This is a genomic window from Terrabacter sp. NPDC000476 (genome assembly GCF_040300125.1).
Taxonomy (GTDB): Bacteria; Actinomycetota; Actinomycetes; order Actinomycetales; family Dermatophilaceae; genus Terrabacter.
On sequence record NZ_JBEPDF010000001.1, the window covers coordinates 1,634,762 to 1,650,550 of the forward strand.

Sequence of the window (15,789 nt, forward strand, 5' to 3'; positions counted from 1 at the left end):
GACAGTCTGTCAGGCGCTCCGGGACGGCACGAACAGGACGTCGGTCGTGCGCCGGAGGTCACGCACGTCGACGGGCGCGCCGTCGACGAGGCGCGTCTCGTAGCCGAGCGCGACGAGGGCGTCGAACGCCGCGAGCTCCTGAGCCCACTCGGGGTGCCCGCTCCCCCAGCCGACCTCGCAGAGGATGGCCGGACGTGGCGACCAGCGTCTCAGGGCGGGCAGCATGCCGGTCAGCACGCGGTGCTCGGCACCCTCGACGTCGATCTTGACGAGGTCGGGCACGTCGGCCAGCCCGAGACCGTCGAAGCGGACCCCCTCGACCTCGACGGGCGCCATCTGCTTGCCCCGGGCCTTCTGCTCGACCATGGTGTTCCAGCCGAGGTTGCCGTAGCTGGAGACGAAGATCGTCAGGCGCGCGTCCGCGTCGCCGAGACCGACCCGGTGCACGGTCGCCGCGCAGGGCAGCCGGGCCGCCGTCTCGATGCAGAGGTCGGCGAGGTTGGGCACCGGCTCGAAGAGGTGCGCACGGCCCCTGAAGCCGGTGCGCTCGGTGAGCACCTGCGTGAAGAAGCCGATGTTGGCGCCGACGTCGAGCAGCACACCGTCGCGCGGGAGGAAGGGCGCCACCGCGTCGGCGAGGCCCTCGTAGACGGCGCGGCGCGCCTCGAAGAAGGCGAGCGCCCTCTTGCTGTCGATGGTCTCGGCGGTGACGCGCTCACGGGAGCCCGGCGGGGCGGTGGTGGCGGACGACCTCCGTCCGCCGCCGGGCCGCCCCCCGAGCCGGCGCGCGACCCGACGCCGGGTCGCGGTCACGACACCGCGGAGCCCGCCGCGGGCATACGCCCTGCGCACCGACGACCAGGTGGGCATGCCTCGACCGTAGCGACCCACAGGGGCCCGGTGGAAACGAACCTGCGGTCGAGGTCAGGGCAGCACGGGACCGGCGGTCGCGGACTCGTAGCCGGCCGGCTCGAGTCCGGCCCAGTCGGACTTCTCGGGGCCCATCCGCTGGCCCTCGGGGCAGTGCGCGCGGAAGTCGCACCATCCGCAGATCGCCGAGGGCCGCGGCTCGAACCGGGTCGACTCGATGCCCACCTGGGCGAACTCGGCATCGGCCCGGCGCAGGTCCGCAGCGATGGACTCGGCCTCGGCCACCTTGCGCGAGAGGGAGTCGTCGGTGTGCTCGTGCACGGCCACGGTGCCCGACGGCACGTGGTGCAGCTCGACCCGGTGGCACGGCCGGCGGAACATACGGGCGGACGCGACGGCATAGAGGGCGAGCGGCAGCGAGGTGCGGGCGTCGTCGTCGGTCGGCACCTGCCGGCCGGTCTTGTAGTCGACGACGACGAGCTCACCGTCTCGGTCGTCGAGTCGGTCGACCCGCCCGGTGATCGCGATCTGCTCGGTCTTGAGCGAGACGCTCCGCTCGACGCCGACGGGCTGGCGCTCGCGGTCGCTGCGGCGGAGGTAGTCGGTCACCGCGTCGCGCACGCGCAGCCGCCAGGCGGCGGACTGCTCCGGGTCGCGGAACCCGACGTCGATCCACGACGACCGCACGAGCTCGGCCACACCGGCCGGGGTGCGCCGGGCGAGCGGGAGGTCCCAGAAGTCGCGCAGCGCGTTGTGCGTGGCGATGCCCACCGAGGTGTGCGCGCGCTGGGGGCGCGCGGCGGGGCGCGGGCGGTCGAGGTACTGCATGCGGTAGCGGCGCGGGCAGTCGAGCCAGGCGAGCAGCCGCGAGGGCGAGCCGGAGTAGAGCGGCGTCGGCATGCCCGCAAAGGTCGTCTGCTCCGCGGGTCCCGTCGTCACGCCGACACCCTACGGCGCGGCGCCGACCGTTCGCTCCGGCCGTGCACACCGTCCGCGCCTCGGCGCCTCGGCGCCGCGTGGCACTCGGGCCGGTCGAGCACGACGACCGGCCTGCTGGGAGGCGTCGACGGAGGGTCAGGTCGAGCCGGCTCCCGGCCGCACCACCTCGGTGGCCCCGCTCGAGGCCGCCTCGATCACGGCGAGCGCCTCCGGGGTGGTCGTGTTCTCGCCGAGGCGGTTGCGCTTGCCGGCACCGTGGTAGTCGCTCGAGCCGGTGACGACGAGGCCGAGGCGGTCGGCGAGCGCCACGGCGCGTGCCACCTCGGCCGGCCCGTGGTCGCGGTGGCGCGCCTCGAGGCCGACGAGCCCGGCGTCGCGCATGGCCCCGACGAACGCGTCGTCGAGGACGCCGGCGCGGGTGCGGGTGAACGGGTGCGCGATGACGGGCACGCCGCCCGCCGCGCGGATCAGCCCGACCGCCCGCAGGGGGTCGGGGGCGTAGTGGCCCACGTAGTAGGGCGAGTCGTCGCCGAGCCAGTCGCGGAACGCCTCGTCGCGGTGGGCGATCGTGCCGTTCGCGATGAGCGCGTCGGCGATGTGCGGCCGGCCGGGCGTCGCGCCGGGGGCGACCTGCGCGAGCACCTCGTCGAAGGACACCGGCACGCCGTCGGCCGTCATGAGCTCGACCATCCGCTCGAGCCGGGTGGCCCGGGACTCACGTGCGCGGGCCAGCTCCGCCGTGAGCCCCTCGTGCTTCGGGTCGGTGAGGTAGCCGAGCAGGTGCACCGAGGTGTGCCGCCACGCGCACGAGATCTCGATCCCCCGCACGAGCGTGACGCCGTGCCGGCGCGCCGCCGCCGTCGCCTCGGGCCAGCCGGCGACGGTGTCGTGGTCGGTGATCGCCAGCACGTCGACGCCGGCCTCGGCCGCGGCGGCCACGAGCTCGGCCGGCGTCTGGGTGCCGTCGCTGACCGACGAGTGGGTGTGCAGGTCGATGACCGGCGGCGCGGGGCTCACCCACCCAGCCTAGGCGCGCCCCGAAACTCGCTCCCTGCCTCCACCCGCAACACACCGAGTAGTTCCCAACCCACCGGGATCCGTTGCCGGTGAGTTGGGAACTACTCGGTGTGTTGTCCGAAAGCGGGTGCCTCCAGAGCGGGTGGGAGCACCGAACCCGCGTCAGGCGGGACGCGGCGTCGAGGTCGACACGAGCGCGCGTGCCGCGCGGACGCGCGCCCCGATCAGGCCGGGGCGCGCGAGCTCGTCCCACACCACTCGTTCGACGGGATGCCCGAGCCGGCGGATCGCATCCTCTCGACGCTTCTCCAGCCACACCGCCTGCCCCGGCTCGGGGGTGCCGTCCTCGGCATCCCGCCGGCGGGAGTACTTCGTCTGACCGTCGAACTCGAGGACCACCCCGTCGACCATCAGGTCGACCCGAGCCACGAACGACCCGTGCAGGTCGCGCAGCACGACCTGGCAGTCGGGGTGCAACCCGAGCCGTCGCAGGACGAGCCGGACGAGCGACTCCCCCACCGACTCGCTCCGTCCGTCCATGAGCAGCACCGCGTCGAGAGCCCGCCCCCGTCCCTCGTGGACGGAGACGGCACCGACCTCCCGACGAAGCTCGGCCTCGTCCACGAGGCCGCGATGCAGCGCTGCATCACCCGCCACGACGGCGCACTCGGCGCCCATGGTCAGGGCCGTGCGCACCACGGCCCGCGCAGGCAGGACGCTCAGGCACGACCCGACGGGGCTCACCTCGACCCCGTCGTCCGGGTGGAGCCACACGCCGCCGCGCCGCACGCCCTGCACGGTGTCGGTGACGAGGTCGATGCGCTCGGAGGCGTGGCCCCACAGGGGTAGCCCCAGCACCGCGAGGGCAGCGTGGTGGCTCACCGCGTCACCCGGCCGGGACCGCGCGACCGCCAGGCACCCCAGCCGGTAGCGCTCGTCCTGGCTCGCCTCCCGCCACACCGTCGCGGCGACGTAGGCCCCGCGGCGCACCCGCACCAGCTCCCGCGCTCGGACGGCCCGGTGCACGGCAGCCTTGCCGACTCCTGCGGCGACCGCCTCGTGAGCGGCGAGCACCCCCTCGTGGGAGCCGGCCAGCGCCTCGAGTCGTTCGTCCATGGCGGCCAGCGTCAGCGCATACGGGCTGTCCGGCCAGCCCTCCGGGCATGCCTGTGGACAACCACCGCCGCCTCGGCGGGGGTGTGGATGTCCGCAACACACCGAGCAAGACGCAACCCACCGCGATCCGATCCCGGTGGGTTGTGTCCTACTCGGTGTGTTGCGCCTGGCCGGTCAGGCGTCGCGGCCGGGCCAGTTGCGGTCGGGCACCGGCTCGGGGCGGCCTGGCTGCTCGCCGCCGCGGGCCTGCAGGTAGCTGTCCTTGGGCACCATGACCTTGCGCCGGAAGATGCACACGACCGTGCCATCCTGCTTGTAGCCGATCGTCTCCACGTGCACGACGCCGCGGTCGTCCTTCGAGGCCGACTCCCACTTGTCGAGCACGGTCGTCTCGCCGTAGATCGTGTCGCCGTGGAAGGTCGGTGCGACGTGCCGCAGCGACTCGACCTCGAGGTTGGCGATGGCCTTGCCCGAGACGTCCGGCACCGACATCCCGAGCAGGAGCGAGTACACGTAGTTGCCGACGACGACGTTCTGCCCGAACTGCGTCGACCCGGCGGCGTAGTGCGTGTCGAGGTGGAGCGGGTGGTGGTTCATCGTCAGCAGGCAGAAGAGGTGGTCGTCGTACTCCGTCACCGTCTTGCCGGGCCAGTGCCGGTAGACCGCACCGACCTCGAACTCCTCGTAGCTGCGCCCGAACTGCATTCCCGCTCCTCGCGTCGGTCCCGCCCGGCCCCGCTGGGACGAGCGCTACCAGCCTGCCCGAGCGCACGGCATACGCCCATGGCCGTATGCCGTGTGCTTGCTCACGCTCGCAGCGGGTCGTCCGGGTGGGGCGCGTCGGTCGACGCGTCGAGGGCCGACACGACGGTGAGCTCCCCGGTGTCGGAGAGCACCGGCGCAGTGCTGCCCACCGCGTCGCGGTCGGGATCGGTCGGCAGGGTGGCTCCGGCGGCGGGCCGGGGGCGCACACCCTGGCTCTTCGCGACGAGCAGCCCGGCGAAGTAGGTGCCGAGCGAGACGCCGGCGGCGAGGCCGAGCCCGAGCCCGAAGGCCTGCAGCAGGACCGGCACGCCGAGGGCGAAGCCGTTGCCGTCCGGGTTCGTGACGATCTGCGAGATGCCCTGGTAGGCCATCCGTCCCGGCAGCAGCGGCACGATCGCGGCGGTCGTCACGGCGAGCGCCGAGATGGTGAGCCGGCGGGCGACGAGCCGGGCGAGGAGGCCGATGAGCAGGGCCGCGGTGGCCGAGGCGGTGACGGCGCCGAGCTGGAGCACCCGCTCCCCCAGCGCGAGCACGACCCACCCGAACCCGCCCGCGACGCCGGCGACGACGACCGCGCGGCCGCTGGCGTACGACATGACGGCGAACGACACGGCGATGATGACGGCGCAGACGACCTGCACGACGACGTCGTCGGTCAGCTGCGTCTGCGACTCGATGGCGATCGGGTAGTCGAGCCGCTTGCCGAGCGAGAGCACGACCGAGATGCCGACGGCGATGCCGAGCGAGAGCACGACGACCTCGAAGGCCCGGGCTCCCGCGGTCACGTAGTAGCCCTCGAGGGCGTCCTCCGCGGCGCCGACGACCGAGAGCCCGGCGAGGAGCAGCACGATGCCCGAGGCGACGACGAGCGAGGGCGAGACGTCCCCGACCGCGGTGAGCCCGGCCGACTGCGCCACGACGACGAGGGTGGCGACGCCGGTCGGGATCGCCGCGCCGACGCACTGGGCGAAGAAGGCGGCCACGCCGGCGCCGGTCAGCCAGCCGAGCACCCGCCCGACGACGGTGGCCGTGAGGAAGCTGAGCAGGATGATGAACGGCCCGGCCCCGACGAGGCCCGCCGCCCCGGCCGCGAGCGTGCCGCCGGCGACGGTGACGAGCCAGCGGCGGTAGGGGTGCGGGGCGGTGATGAGGCCGTCGAAGCGCACCCGGGCCTCGTCGACGGGCACGGGGTCCTGCGACAGGTCGATGATGAGGCCGCGCAGCCGCTCGAGGCGCGTGTAGTCCTGCACGCGGAAGCGGACGATGCGCATGACGGTGATCGGGTCGGCGTGCGGCCCGCGGTGGTAGGACACGGTGACCGAGGTGTACGTGACGTCGACGTGCACGCCGCTCAGGCCGTACGCCTTGGTCAGCGTCAGCACCGTCGCGGTGACGTCGGCGGCCGCCGCGCCCGTGGCGATCATGGCGACGCCGGCGCGCATCGCGAGGTCGATGACGGCCTGCGCCGTGTAGGCGTCGACGCCGTCGGGCGTCGTCCAGATCGGGATCTCGTCGGTCGGCGGCCCGCTCGGGCGCATCGCGCGACGGGTGCTGGCACGCAGCGAGGGAAGGCTCGCGCGCGCGGTGGTCGGCCGGTGAGGGGGTTCGGTGCGGGCCACTCCCCGACCGTATGCCACCCGCCCCGGACCGCGCCCACCGTGGGGTCCGGCGCCGGCGGCGACCCGGCAAACGGGCTTCGGCGGCCCGGGGGCTTCGTGGCACCATGCAGGGGTGATGAGTGAAGAACAGAAGAGCTCTCCGAGCCGCAAGCGCCCGACGACCGACGAGTTCCGGGCCTTCGTCGCGAGCGGCTGGGCGCCCCGTGGCACCGGGGTGACCCCCCGGGCCGAGGTCGCCGACCACGCCGCCCGCCGTCGCGACGCCGTGAGCGCCGCCTTCCCCGGCGAGCGCCTCGTCGTGCCCGCCGGCGGCCTCAAGGTGCGCAGCAACGACTGCGACTACGTCTTCCGGCCGCACAGCGCCTTCGCCCACCTGACGGGCCTCGGCAGCGACCGCGAGCCGGACGCCGTGCTCGTGCTCGAGCCGCGCCACGGCGCCGACGGCACGCCCGCCGAGGGTCACGAGGCGATCCTCTACTTCCGCCCGCTCGCCGACCGCGACACCGAGGAGTTCTTCGGCGACTCGCGGTACGGCGAGTTCTGGGTCGGGGCCCGCCCGACGCTCGACGACATCGAGTCGGAGCTCGGCCTCACGGCCCGTCACATCGACGGGCTCACCGACGCCGTGGCCAAGGACGCCGGCGAGGTGACCGTCCGCGTCGTGCGCGACGCCGACGCGGAGGTGGCCGAGCGCGTCGACCGCGCCCGCGCCGCGGCCGCCGGCACGCAGGAGGGGAGCGAGACCGAGACCCGCGTCGACCGCCAGCGCGAGGCCGACGAGCAGCTCGCCGCCTTCCTCTCGACGCTCCGCTTCGTCAAGGACGAGTGGGAGGTCGAGCAGATGCGTGACGCGGTCGCCGGCACCCACCGGGGCTTCGACGCCGTCATCGCCGACCTGCCCGAGGCCGTCCGCCGCGGCCGCGGCGAGCGCTGGGTCGAGGGCGTCTTCGGCCTGCACGCCCGCCACCACGGCAACGGCGTCGGCTACGACTCGATCTGCGCGAGCGGCGACCACGCGAACACGCTGCACTGGATCAAGAACACCGGCGACATCGCGGACGGAGACCTGCTCCTGCTCGACGCGGGCGTCGAGGTCGACTCGCTGTTCACAGCCGACATCACCCGCACCCTGCCGGTGAGCGGCACCTTCACGGATGCCCAGCGCCGCATCTACGACGCCGTCTACGCCGCCCAGGAGGCGGGCATCGCGGCGTGCAGGCCGGGCAACAAGTTCAGCGACGTGCACGCGGCCGCGATCCGCGTCATCGCCGAGCACCTGCACGCGTGGGGCCTGCTGCCCGACGGCGTCGATGTCGAGGCGACGCTCGACGCCGACCACGGGCAGTACCACCGCCGCTGGATGGTGCACGGCACGAGCCACCACCTCGGCATCGACGTGCACGACTGCGCGCTCGCCACGCGCGAGGAGTACTCCGACGCGGAGCTGCGCCCGGGCATGATCCTCACCGTCGAGCCGGGCCTCTACTTCAAGGCCGACGACGAGCTGGTCCCCGCCGAGCTGCGGGGCAACGGCGTGCGCATCGAGGACGACATCCTCATCACCGAGGACGGCTGCGAGAACCTCTCGGCCGCGATGCCGCGCAGCTCGACCGAGGTCGAGCAGTGGATCGCCGGCATCTGGGGCGCGAAGGCCTGACGGCCCGAGCGCGAACCGCGCGACCTCCCGAGTGCCCACGTCCCCGACCCGGGGGCGTGGGCACTCGGCCGTGGTGGCCCGCCCACCGGCCGCCGCCTACGTCGGGGACGACACCGAGCCGTCGGGGTCCGGCCCGGGGATCGGCGGGCTCCACCGCTCGACGAGGGCGACGAGGCCGCCGGCGTCGTCGGACTCGAGGTTCTGGCCCAGCACCGACGGGCGGCAGGTGGGATCGACGCCGATGCGCACCGGCGGCCCCGCCGGCCAGGCCAGCATTAGGGTGAAGCGCTGGTCCGAGGGGCCACCCGAGCCCTGGCACGTGCCGCTCGTCGGACGGGTGGGCAGGGCCCGCAGCGCGGCCACGACCTCCACGCCGCTCGCCCTGTCGAGAGGGACGGCCCGCGCCGTGCCGTCGGCGCCGTCTCGGCAGACCGTGACCGTCGGGTCGCCTGCGGGGACGAGGTCGACGTCGTCACCGAGCCGTCCCCACGACCGCTGGTCGCACGCGCCGCCCCCGACAGGCAGCGGGAGCGGGCGACCGCCCGTCACCGCCGCGAGGTCGACGCCTACAGGCGCGCCGCTGACGAAGTCACCGTTCGTCGCACGTGAGCACGCGTTGGGGTCGGCCTTCGCCGCCACCCACACGACCGCGTCGCCGAGGTCCGCCCCGACGAGGTATGCCGTCTCGTCGCCGCCCATCAACGTGCAGGGCCGCTCGCGTCCGTTCCACCGCGGCGCCCACGTCAGCAGGGCGACGACGTCGGCGCGCTTCGCGCCCGTCAGCACCGTTCGGGTGCTCCGCGGGAACGGAGCGCTGAGGGGCGTCGTCGCCATGATGTCGAGGACCGGGTAGCCGCAGACGACGAGGGTGCGCGGCTGCCGGTCGGGCAGGAGCCGGTCGCCACCGCGGACGCCCTGGGGGCGCACCGGCACGGTCATCCCCTCGGCCGAGGCCAGCGAGCCCGGGCAGGCCAGGGCACCGTCGGAGGAGCGGGCCTGCGGGGTGAGGTCACGCACGGGGGCGGTCGACGTGCCGGCCGAGGTCTGGTCCGGGGAGGTCTGGTCCGGGGAGGTCTGGCCCGGGGAGGGAGCAGGCGTCGTGCCGCAGGCGGCGAGGACGAGCAGGGCGGCCGTAGCCACGGCGGCACGGACGGCGGCCCGGGCACCGTGGCGGACGGCATACGCCCTGGGGCGGGAGGTCGGCATGGGTGCGCTCCTTCGTCGGGGACCCGTCACCGCGACAGACACCCACCGCCGCCGGATCGTTGCGCGGTGCTGCGCGTCAGCCGGCGGGTGGCGGCGTGCCGGCGTCACCCTCACCCGGGTGGGGGGCGGCGGTCGCCGTCGGCGCGAAGCCGGTGATGCCGGCGTCGGCGAGGATCGTGCGCCCCTGCTGCGCGAACTTGTGCTCGACGAAGACCTCGTAGCGCGTCGCCACGACCTGGCTCACCGACGAGAAGTCGCGCGCGCCCCGCGTGAAGGCGTAGCCCATGAGCGACCACACGAGGCCGAAGACGGCGCCGTAGAGGGCGGTCGACAGGAGCAGCGTGAGCGGGCTGGACGGCTGGGAGAACAGCGACAGGATGAGGCCGACGAACAGCCCCAGCCAGATGCCCGACAGCAGGCCGCCGAGCGCGACGCGTCCCCACGTGAGGCGCGCCGTCACCCGCTCGAGCTGCTTGAGGTCGGTGCCGACGATGAGGCAGTTCTCCACCGGGAACTGGTTGTCGGAGAGGGCGTCGACGGCCTTCTGAGCGTCGACGTACTTCTCGAACACCCCGAGCGACATGGGGTACTCGAGGGACAGCGTGGCGAATCCCTGACGTCCCCCCGGACCCTTCGGTTGCAGGCTCATGACCCCATCCTCCCACCTCGCCCGTCGGGGACCGGGGAAGCTCAGGCCTTGAGCCGGTAGTCCTCGACGAGGCGGCGCCCGATGATCATGCGCTGGATGTCGGCCGTGCCCTCGCCGATGAGCAGCATCGGGGCCTCGCGGTAGAGCCGCTCGATCTCGTACTCCTTGGAGTACCCGTAGCCGCCGTGGATGCGGAAGCTGTCCTCGACGACCTGCGAGCAGTACTCCGACGCAAGGTACTTCGCCATGCCGGCCTCGAGGTCGTTGCGCTCGCCCGAGTCCTTCTTCCGCGCGGCCTTGACCATCATCTCGTGGGCGGCCTCGACCTTGACGGCCATGTCGGCGAGCCGGAAGAGCACGGCCTGGTGGTCGACGATCTTCTTGCCGAAGGTCTCGCGCTGCTGCGCGTAGGCGATCCCGAGCTCGAACGCCCTTCTGGCCACGCCGCATCCGCGGGCGGCCACGTTGACGCGGCCCACCTCGACGCCGTCCATCATCTGGTAGAAGCCCTTGCCGGGCTCGCCACCGAGGATCTGGGCGTCGCTCGTGCGGTGACCGTCGAGCACGAGCTCGGTCGTGTCGACCCCCTTGTAGCCCATCTTCTCGATCTTGCCGGGCACGGTGACGCCCTGCGCCGTCTCGCCGAAACCGCTCTCCTTCTCGACGAGGAAGGTCGTCATGTTGCGGTAGACCGAGTCGGCCCCGGTGTCGGTCTTGACGAGGACGGCGACGAGGTTGGCCGAGCCACCGTTCGTCAGCCACATCTTCTGGCCGGTGATCGACCACTCGCCGTCGTCGCCCTTGACGGCCTTCGTCTTGATCGCTGCCACGTCGGAGCCGCAGCCGGGCTCGCTCATCGAGAAGGCGCCGCGGATCTCCCCCGTGGCCATCCGCGGCAGGTAGCGCTGCTTCTGCTCCTCGGTGCCGTGCTGGAGCACGAGGTAGGCGACGATGAAGTGGGTGTTGATGATGCCGCTGACGCTCATCCAGCCGCGGGCGATCTCCTCGACGCAGAGGGCGTAGGTCAGGAGCGACTCGCCGAGGCCGCCGTACTCCTCGGGGATCATGAGGCCGAAGATCCCCATCTCCTTCATGCCGTCGACGATCGCCTGGGGGTACTCGTCCCGGTGCTCGAGCTCGGTCGCGACGGGGATGATCTGCTCGTCGACGAACTCGCGCACGAGCTTGACGAGCTCGGTCTGCTCCTCGGTGAGGCCGTCGGTCTGCTGGAGTCGGGACATGCTCGGATCGCCACCTTGCGTCGGTCTACGGGTCAGCTGCGACCGAGTATGCCGTCGGGCCCCGCCCACGCAGAGGGCCCCGGCGTGTGAGGGTGGACACCTGTGGTGTCGGTCACCGGCGCCCCCGGTGGGCGGGGCCGCTCACCACGGCTGGCCGAAGCCGACCTTCTTGCTCTTGACCGGGCCCTCGAGCGTCGAGCGCTGGCTGAAGTCGCCCTCCTTGAGACCGGCGGTCACGGCCTTGAGCAGTTCGGTCCGGCTGGCGGTCGGGTCGGCCCGCAGCGCCTCGAGGAAGAGGTGGGTGAACGCGCCGTTCGACCGGCCGTCGAAGGTCGCGTCGGAGGCGGTCTGGTCGGGACGGCAGGCGGCGAAGAGCACCGGCTTGCTCGCGGTCGTGCGGCTCCTCGTCAGCTCGACGAGGGCCTTGCGGTCGACGGTGCGCACGGGCGCCACGGCGCGCAACGACCGCGCCTGCTCGAGCCCGGCCCGTGTGGGTGGCGGCAGGAAGCGCGGGCGCCTCCCGAGCAGCTGGGCCTGCATGATCTCGTCGAGGTCCTTCAGGCCCGTGCCGCTGTGGCACGTGTCGAGGAGGACCTCGAGGAGCACGCCGCCGGGCACCGTCGCGAAGAGGTCGCGCAGCTCGTCGTCGACGATGACGGTGTCACGGTCCCACTGGTCACCCTGCTGCCGGATGTCGTAGCAGGCGAACGCCTCGTCGAGGTCGTCGGGCTCGCGGTCGCCGCCGGGCTCGTTGGGCACCTGCGTCCCGTGGCTGCTGAAGGTGAAGACGAGGTGGTCGCCGGCCTTCGCCGACGCCACGAGTCCCTCGAGGGCGGTCATGACGGCTCGTTTCGTGGCCCCCGCGTCCGTCAGGACCGTCGTGTCCCGAGCGGCGAACCCGAGCTTCCGCAGCGCGGCTGCCACGTCGTTCGCGTCGTTGACGCAGCCGTTCAGCCAGCTCGTCGGCGGGAGCGACTCGAACTCGTTGATCCCCACGCACAGCGCCTTGCGTGCCATGGCAGTTCCTCCTTCTCTCTCCGGACTTCTGTGCACCCGCCGGTTGGTCGGGTTCGCTTGTCGCGTATGCCGGTTCAGGCCCTCTCGAGCACGGCGTCCGGTCGCGCGTAGACGACGTAGGCCAGCCAGGTGGGGTCGTCGGCGTCGCGGGCGGCCGCTCGTGCAGCCGCACTCGCCCGTGACATCGGGGCACCCTTGAGCAGCTCCTCGTAGAGCGTCTCGACGAACACCCGGGCCGGCTCCTCCGCGACCGACCAGAGGCACGAGACGAAGGCCGACGCCCCGGCATCGAGGAAGGCCTTGGCGAAACCCCCTGCCGTCGTGAACAGCTCGCCCGACCGACCGGTCTGGCAGGCGTTGAGCACGACGAGCGGTCCGCCCCGGCCGGGGTCGGCCCAGTCGAGGTTCTGCGACACGTCGGTCGAGCTGAGGTACTGCTCCCGCACCGTCGACCCACGACGCATCCCCTGGAGCAGCACCTTGGCGTCGGTGATGTCGTCGGAGCGCGCCGCGCCGTGGCCCGAGAAGTGCAGCAGGTCGAAACCCCCGCCACGCAGCAGCCGTTCGACGCCCGCGGGCGTCGCCGTCACGGGCTTCGCGCCGAACCGGTCCTTGAGCCAGCCCGCCTCGGCGACCCCGACGTCGTTGCGGAACATCGGGTTGGCGTAGACGGGGCAGAGCGAACGGGCCCGGCCCCGACGCACGCGCACCCGGCGGGGTGGGAAGCTGCCGAGCTGCCAGCGCACGAGGCCACCCTGCGCGAGGAAGTGGGGCTCGGCGCCCCGCTTGCCCCGGGCCGGCTTGAGGTGGACGAGCTCCCACGGCACGAACGGCTCGTCGGTGTAGAGGATGAGGTCGTGCACCAGCTCGCGGTGCGTCCAGAGGTAGTCCTGCATGTCCTCGGGGAAGAACTGGTCGAAGAGCAGCGTGCCGGTGTTCTGCAGCTGCGACAGGCGTTCTCGCGCGGACAGGTCCGGGTCGGTGATGACCTTCTCGACCTCGGCGAGCCGGTCGCGCACGAAGTCGTCCCGGCCGATGACCGGTGCCGACTCGAACACGTGCTCCGGCTCGCCGGGAACGAGTCGCACGGCGTAGCTGTAGACGCGCTCGCCCGTGACGCGCCGGGACTCGACGATGTCGATGCACGGCAGGTCGTCGAGCTCGGGGGCGTCGACACCGGTGTGCACGGCCGCGCGCGCCGGCGCCGGAGCCAGCAGGCCGGCGGCCCCGGCCGTCGACTCCAGGGTCACGCTGCCGACCGGCACGCGCCCCTGCCGGAGGACCACCGAGACGACGACCGGCCCCGGCGCGAGGGCGCGCGCCCGGAAGGTCAGCTCGCTCGCCCAGTCGCCGCTCGGCAGTCCGAAGAGCTTGGCGGCAGGCTCGAGCACCTCGACGTTCGCCTTGGCGTAGACCTGCACGGTGAGGGGCCGCTCGGCGTCGATGCGGACCGTGCGCGCCGCGTGCACCGTCCCCTCGGTCGCCGCGAGCGCCACGCGGGAGAGCCTGACGCGCACGGTGAGCTCGGCGCCCGGGGTCACGCTCGAGGGCATCTCCGCGGCCAGCTCTGCCTGCGTGTCCCCGGTTGCGACCCCGTCGTCCGGCGGCCGGGCGGGAGCGCCCTTGACCGCCTTCTTCGTCGCCTTCTTCGCCGTCGCCTTCTTCGCCGTCGCCTTCTTCGCCGTCGCCTTCTTCGCCGTCGCCTTCTTCGCCGGCACCGTCGGGGCCGGCGGCCGGGCCGACGTGGCCGGCGGCAGGTCCCGGTCGATGCTCTCGAGCCCCCGGTCCCCCGGCACACCGAGGTCGACGGCGGGGCCGGCGCCCGACCCGGCGACGGGTTCGCCGGCGGTCATCCAGGCCGGCAGCCGGGTGGCGTCGTCCCCCGCCCCGAGACCGAGCGGCAGCCACTGGCTGATGCGGGCGATGACGGGGAGCTGCGAGAAGTAGTTGACGTGGTGCACGACGTCGTTGGTGCCGAGCGCGAGCGTGTCGCGCACGTAACCCCCGCCGGGAGGCCCGATGGCCGACATCGAGTCGGTGTCGACGACGAGGTCGTTCCTGCCCCGGAAGAGGTGGTCGACGAATCCCTCCGCCAGCTTGACCGCCAGCTCGCGCGGGAACTCCGGCGGGTTGTGGTGGTCGTCGAAGAGCGAGACGTGGAAGTCGGACGAGACGACGAACCAGCTGGTGCCGGGGCCCGGTTGACCCGGCTGGTCCTCGTTGAGCGTCGTCACGAAGGGCCCGTCCGGCATCATCGCGGCGAGCCCCGGCACCCCGCCCGCCCCACCGGGCTCGCCGGCGGCATACGAGACGAGGTACTTGACGAGGGCGCCGACGCCCCGCACGACGCCGCCGACGACGGCGGCGAAGGGGGCCCCACCCGGCACGAGCGAGAGCCCGGTCGAGGCCGCGAGCACGAGGTTGGTGTAGAGGTCGACGAGGTCGTGCCAGCGCTCGGGGTCGGCGAGGTGGGTGCCGCCGTTCGTGGCCGCGACGAAGACGATGTTCTCGACGCCGATCGACGTGCCGGCGCCGGGGAGGACGCTCTCGACGAACGAGCGGGTGACCAGGCCGCCGCGGCTGTGGGTGACGACGTCGACGACGAGCTCGCCAGGGTGCGGGCGCAGCAGCGCGAGCAGGTCGCGGGCGTTCTGCTCGGGGTCGACGCTCAGGGTGCGGTGGTCGAAGCCGAGCACGGCGTCGTACGCCCCCCGCAGCGCGTCGACGAAGCCCTCGGCTCCCGGGGCCACGGCGAGGGCACCGAAGGCGCTCACGGTCGTCGAGAACGTGCCGTGCACGAGGAGCAGGACACGTGCCGGCCGGTCGGTGGGCAGGCGCACGGCCCCGAGGTCGGCGACCGGCCGCCAGGTCTCGAGGGTGGCTCCGCCGACGTGCACGAGCCCCGGGCGCACTCCCGCCTCCAGCCGCTCGATGACCTTGCCGACGAGCGCGGGCGCGCCGAAGCGCAGGACGATGGCCTGCAGCGCCCCGTGGGCGAGGTCGCCGAGCAGCCCGCGATCCGTCCCGGCCGACCCGCCCGTCGCCCCGTCCGCCGCCGGGCTCGCGCCGCGCTCGCGACGGGGACGGGTGGGGCGCTCCGGCTGCACCGTGAGCGCGAACGAGACGGTGCGGGGCCCGAGGTCGATGCCGCGCGACCGCCGCGACGCCTCGACCGGGAGGTGCCAGGAGTAGACGCCGTCGCGCTCGAGCAGGACCACGGCGTCGTCGCCGGCCGGCACGTCGACGTCGAGCCGCACCGTGCCCGCGCGGTTCGGCGCGGGCGGGCCCTCGAGGTCGCGGCCGCGCCGGGGCGTGAGGTCGATCCGGTCGACGACGACGAAGTCCTGCTCGCCGAGCGCCGCGACGAGGGCCGCGCGCTCGGCCGACCGGCGGCCGCCCCCGGGGAGGTCACGGTCGGTCCGGTCCCTCGCCGGCGCGGCGTCGTAGCCGCGGGGGGTGCGCACCCGCACCGCTCCCCCGCCGAAGGTCGTCGACGGCATACCCACTCACCTCCGGGACGGACGGGCGACGTGAACCTCTCGTCACGGTAGAGCCGTCGGCGGTGGCGCTGATACCGATTGCCGCAATCAGCCTGCGCCGGGCGACGCCGGAGGTGGGTAGCACTACCCATTCCACCCGCTCCCCGGCGGCCCTACTGTCGGCGGCGGGGGTCCACAGGGGAGTCCCGTCGAG

General features: G+C 73.5%; 12 protein-coding genes. 1 reads left to right on the forward strand and 11 read right to left on the reverse strand.

What is annotated here, in order from left to right; translation table 11 throughout:
- Positions 1-9: 9 nt before the first annotated feature.
- From ABT295_RS07565 to ABT295_RS07590, 6 genes are all read right to left on the reverse strand, one after another.
- A complete protein-coding gene (locus ABT295_RS07565; RefSeq protein ID WP_352393776.1) occupies positions 10-870 on the reverse strand; it encodes an FkbM family methyltransferase in 861 nt (286 codons plus the stop codon).
- A 54-nt stretch (positions 871-924) separates the two neighbouring features.
- Positions 925-1,809 carry a RecB family exonuclease gene (locus ABT295_RS07570; protein WP_352393777.1) on the reverse strand — a complete coding sequence of 295 codons (885 nt, stop codon included), beginning with the start codon at positions 1,807-1,809 and terminating at the stop codon, positions 925-927.
- A 135-nt stretch (positions 1,810-1,944) separates the two neighbouring features.
- Positions 1,945-2,826, reverse strand: coding sequence for a PHP domain-containing protein (locus tag ABT295_RS07575; RefSeq protein WP_352393778.1), 882 nt, complete (start codon positions 2,824-2,826; stop codon positions 1,945-1,947).
- A 162-nt stretch (positions 2,827-2,988) separates the two neighbouring features.
- A complete protein-coding gene (locus ABT295_RS07580) occupies positions 2,989-3,942 on the reverse strand; it encodes a hypothetical protein (RefSeq protein ID WP_352393779.1) in 954 nt (317 codons plus the stop codon).
- Between the two features lie 174 nt (positions 3,943-4,116).
- A complete protein-coding gene (locus ABT295_RS07585) occupies positions 4,117-4,647 on the reverse strand; it encodes a MaoC family dehydratase (RefSeq protein ID WP_352393780.1) in 531 nt (176 codons plus the stop codon).
- A 101-nt stretch (positions 4,648-4,748) separates the two neighbouring features.
- Positions 4,749-6,326, reverse strand: a complete 1,578-nt coding sequence (locus ABT295_RS07590) for a threonine/serine exporter family protein (RefSeq protein ID WP_352393781.1) — start codon at positions 6,324-6,326, stop codon at positions 4,749-4,751.
- A 115-nt stretch (positions 6,327-6,441) separates the two neighbouring features.
- On the opposite strand from ABT295_RS07590, the gene ABT295_RS07595 reads away from it, so the two are divergent.
- Positions 6,442-7,983 (forward strand): aminopeptidase P family protein, encoded by a 1,542-nt coding sequence (locus ABT295_RS07595; RefSeq protein ID WP_352393782.1) that lies wholly within the window; start codon positions 6,442-6,444, stop codon positions 7,981-7,983.
- A gap of 96 nt (positions 7,984-8,079) precedes the next feature.
- Here ABT295_RS07595 and ABT295_RS07600 read toward each other — a convergent pair whose 3' ends face one another.
- The 5 genes from ABT295_RS07600 to ABT295_RS07620 form a co-directional block, all read right to left on the reverse strand.
- Positions 8,080-9,189, reverse strand: a complete 1,110-nt coding sequence (locus ABT295_RS07600) for a hypothetical protein (RefSeq protein ID WP_352393783.1) — start codon at positions 9,187-9,189, stop codon at positions 8,080-8,082.
- A gap of 76 nt (positions 9,190-9,265) precedes the next feature.
- Complete coding sequence (locus ABT295_RS07605; protein WP_352393784.1) at positions 9,266-9,838, reverse strand: YflT domain-containing protein; 573 nt, start codon at positions 9,836-9,838, stop codon at positions 9,266-9,268.
- Positions 9,839-9,879: 41 nt separating this feature from the next.
- On the reverse strand, positions 9,880-11,079 hold the full coding sequence (locus ABT295_RS07610) for an acyl-CoA dehydrogenase family protein (RefSeq protein ID WP_352393785.1): 1,200 nt from the start codon (positions 11,077-11,079) through the stop codon (positions 9,880-9,882).
- A gap of 141 nt (positions 11,080-11,220) precedes the next feature.
- Entirely contained in the window at positions 11,221-12,096 is an 876-nt protein-coding gene (locus ABT295_RS07615; protein ID WP_352393786.1) for a caspase family protein, read from the reverse strand.
- Positions 12,097-12,170: 74 nt separating this feature from the next.
- Positions 12,171-15,596 carry a CHAT domain-containing protein gene (locus ABT295_RS07620; protein ID WP_352393787.1) on the reverse strand — a complete coding sequence of 1,142 codons (3,426 nt, stop codon included), beginning with the start codon at positions 15,594-15,596 and terminating at the stop codon, positions 12,171-12,173.
- Positions 15,597-15,789: the final 193 nt, after the last annotated feature.

Excerpts from the sequence above, each read along its gene's own strand:
- ABT295_RS07565 (WP_352393776.1), bottom strand. The coding sequence starts at position 870 with ATGCCCACCTGGTCGTCGGTGCGCAGGGCGTATGCCCGCGGCGGGCTC.
- ABT295_RS07580 (WP_352393779.1), bottom strand. The coding sequence starts at position 3,942 with ATGGACGAACGACTCGAGGCGCTGGCCGGCTCCCACGAGGGGGTGCTC.
- ABT295_RS07585 (WP_352393780.1), bottom strand. The coding sequence starts at position 4,647 with ATGCAGTTCGGGCGCAGCTACGAGGAGTTCGAGGTCGGTGCGGTCTAC.
- ABT295_RS07595 (WP_352393782.1), top strand. The coding sequence starts at position 6,442 with ATGAGTGAAGAACAGAAGAGCTCTCCGAGCCGCAAGCGCCCGACGACC.
- ABT295_RS07600 (WP_352393783.1), bottom strand. The coding sequence starts at position 9,189 with ATGCCGACCTCCCGCCCCAGGGCGTATGCCGTCCGCCACGGTGCCCGG.
- ABT295_RS07605 (WP_352393784.1), bottom strand. The coding sequence starts at position 9,838 with ATGAGCCTGCAACCGAAGGGTCCGGGGGGACGTCAGGGATTCGCCACG.
- ABT295_RS07610 (WP_352393785.1), bottom strand. The coding sequence starts at position 11,079 with ATGTCCCGACTCCAGCAGACCGACGGCCTCACCGAGGAGCAGACCGAG.
- ABT295_RS07615 (WP_352393786.1), bottom strand. The coding sequence starts at position 12,096 with ATGGCACGCAAGGCGCTGTGCGTGGGGATCAACGAGTTCGAGTCGCTC.
- ABT295_RS07620 (WP_352393787.1), bottom strand. The coding sequence starts at position 15,596 with ATGCCGTCGACGACCTTCGGCGGGGGAGCGGTGCGGGTGCGCACCCCC.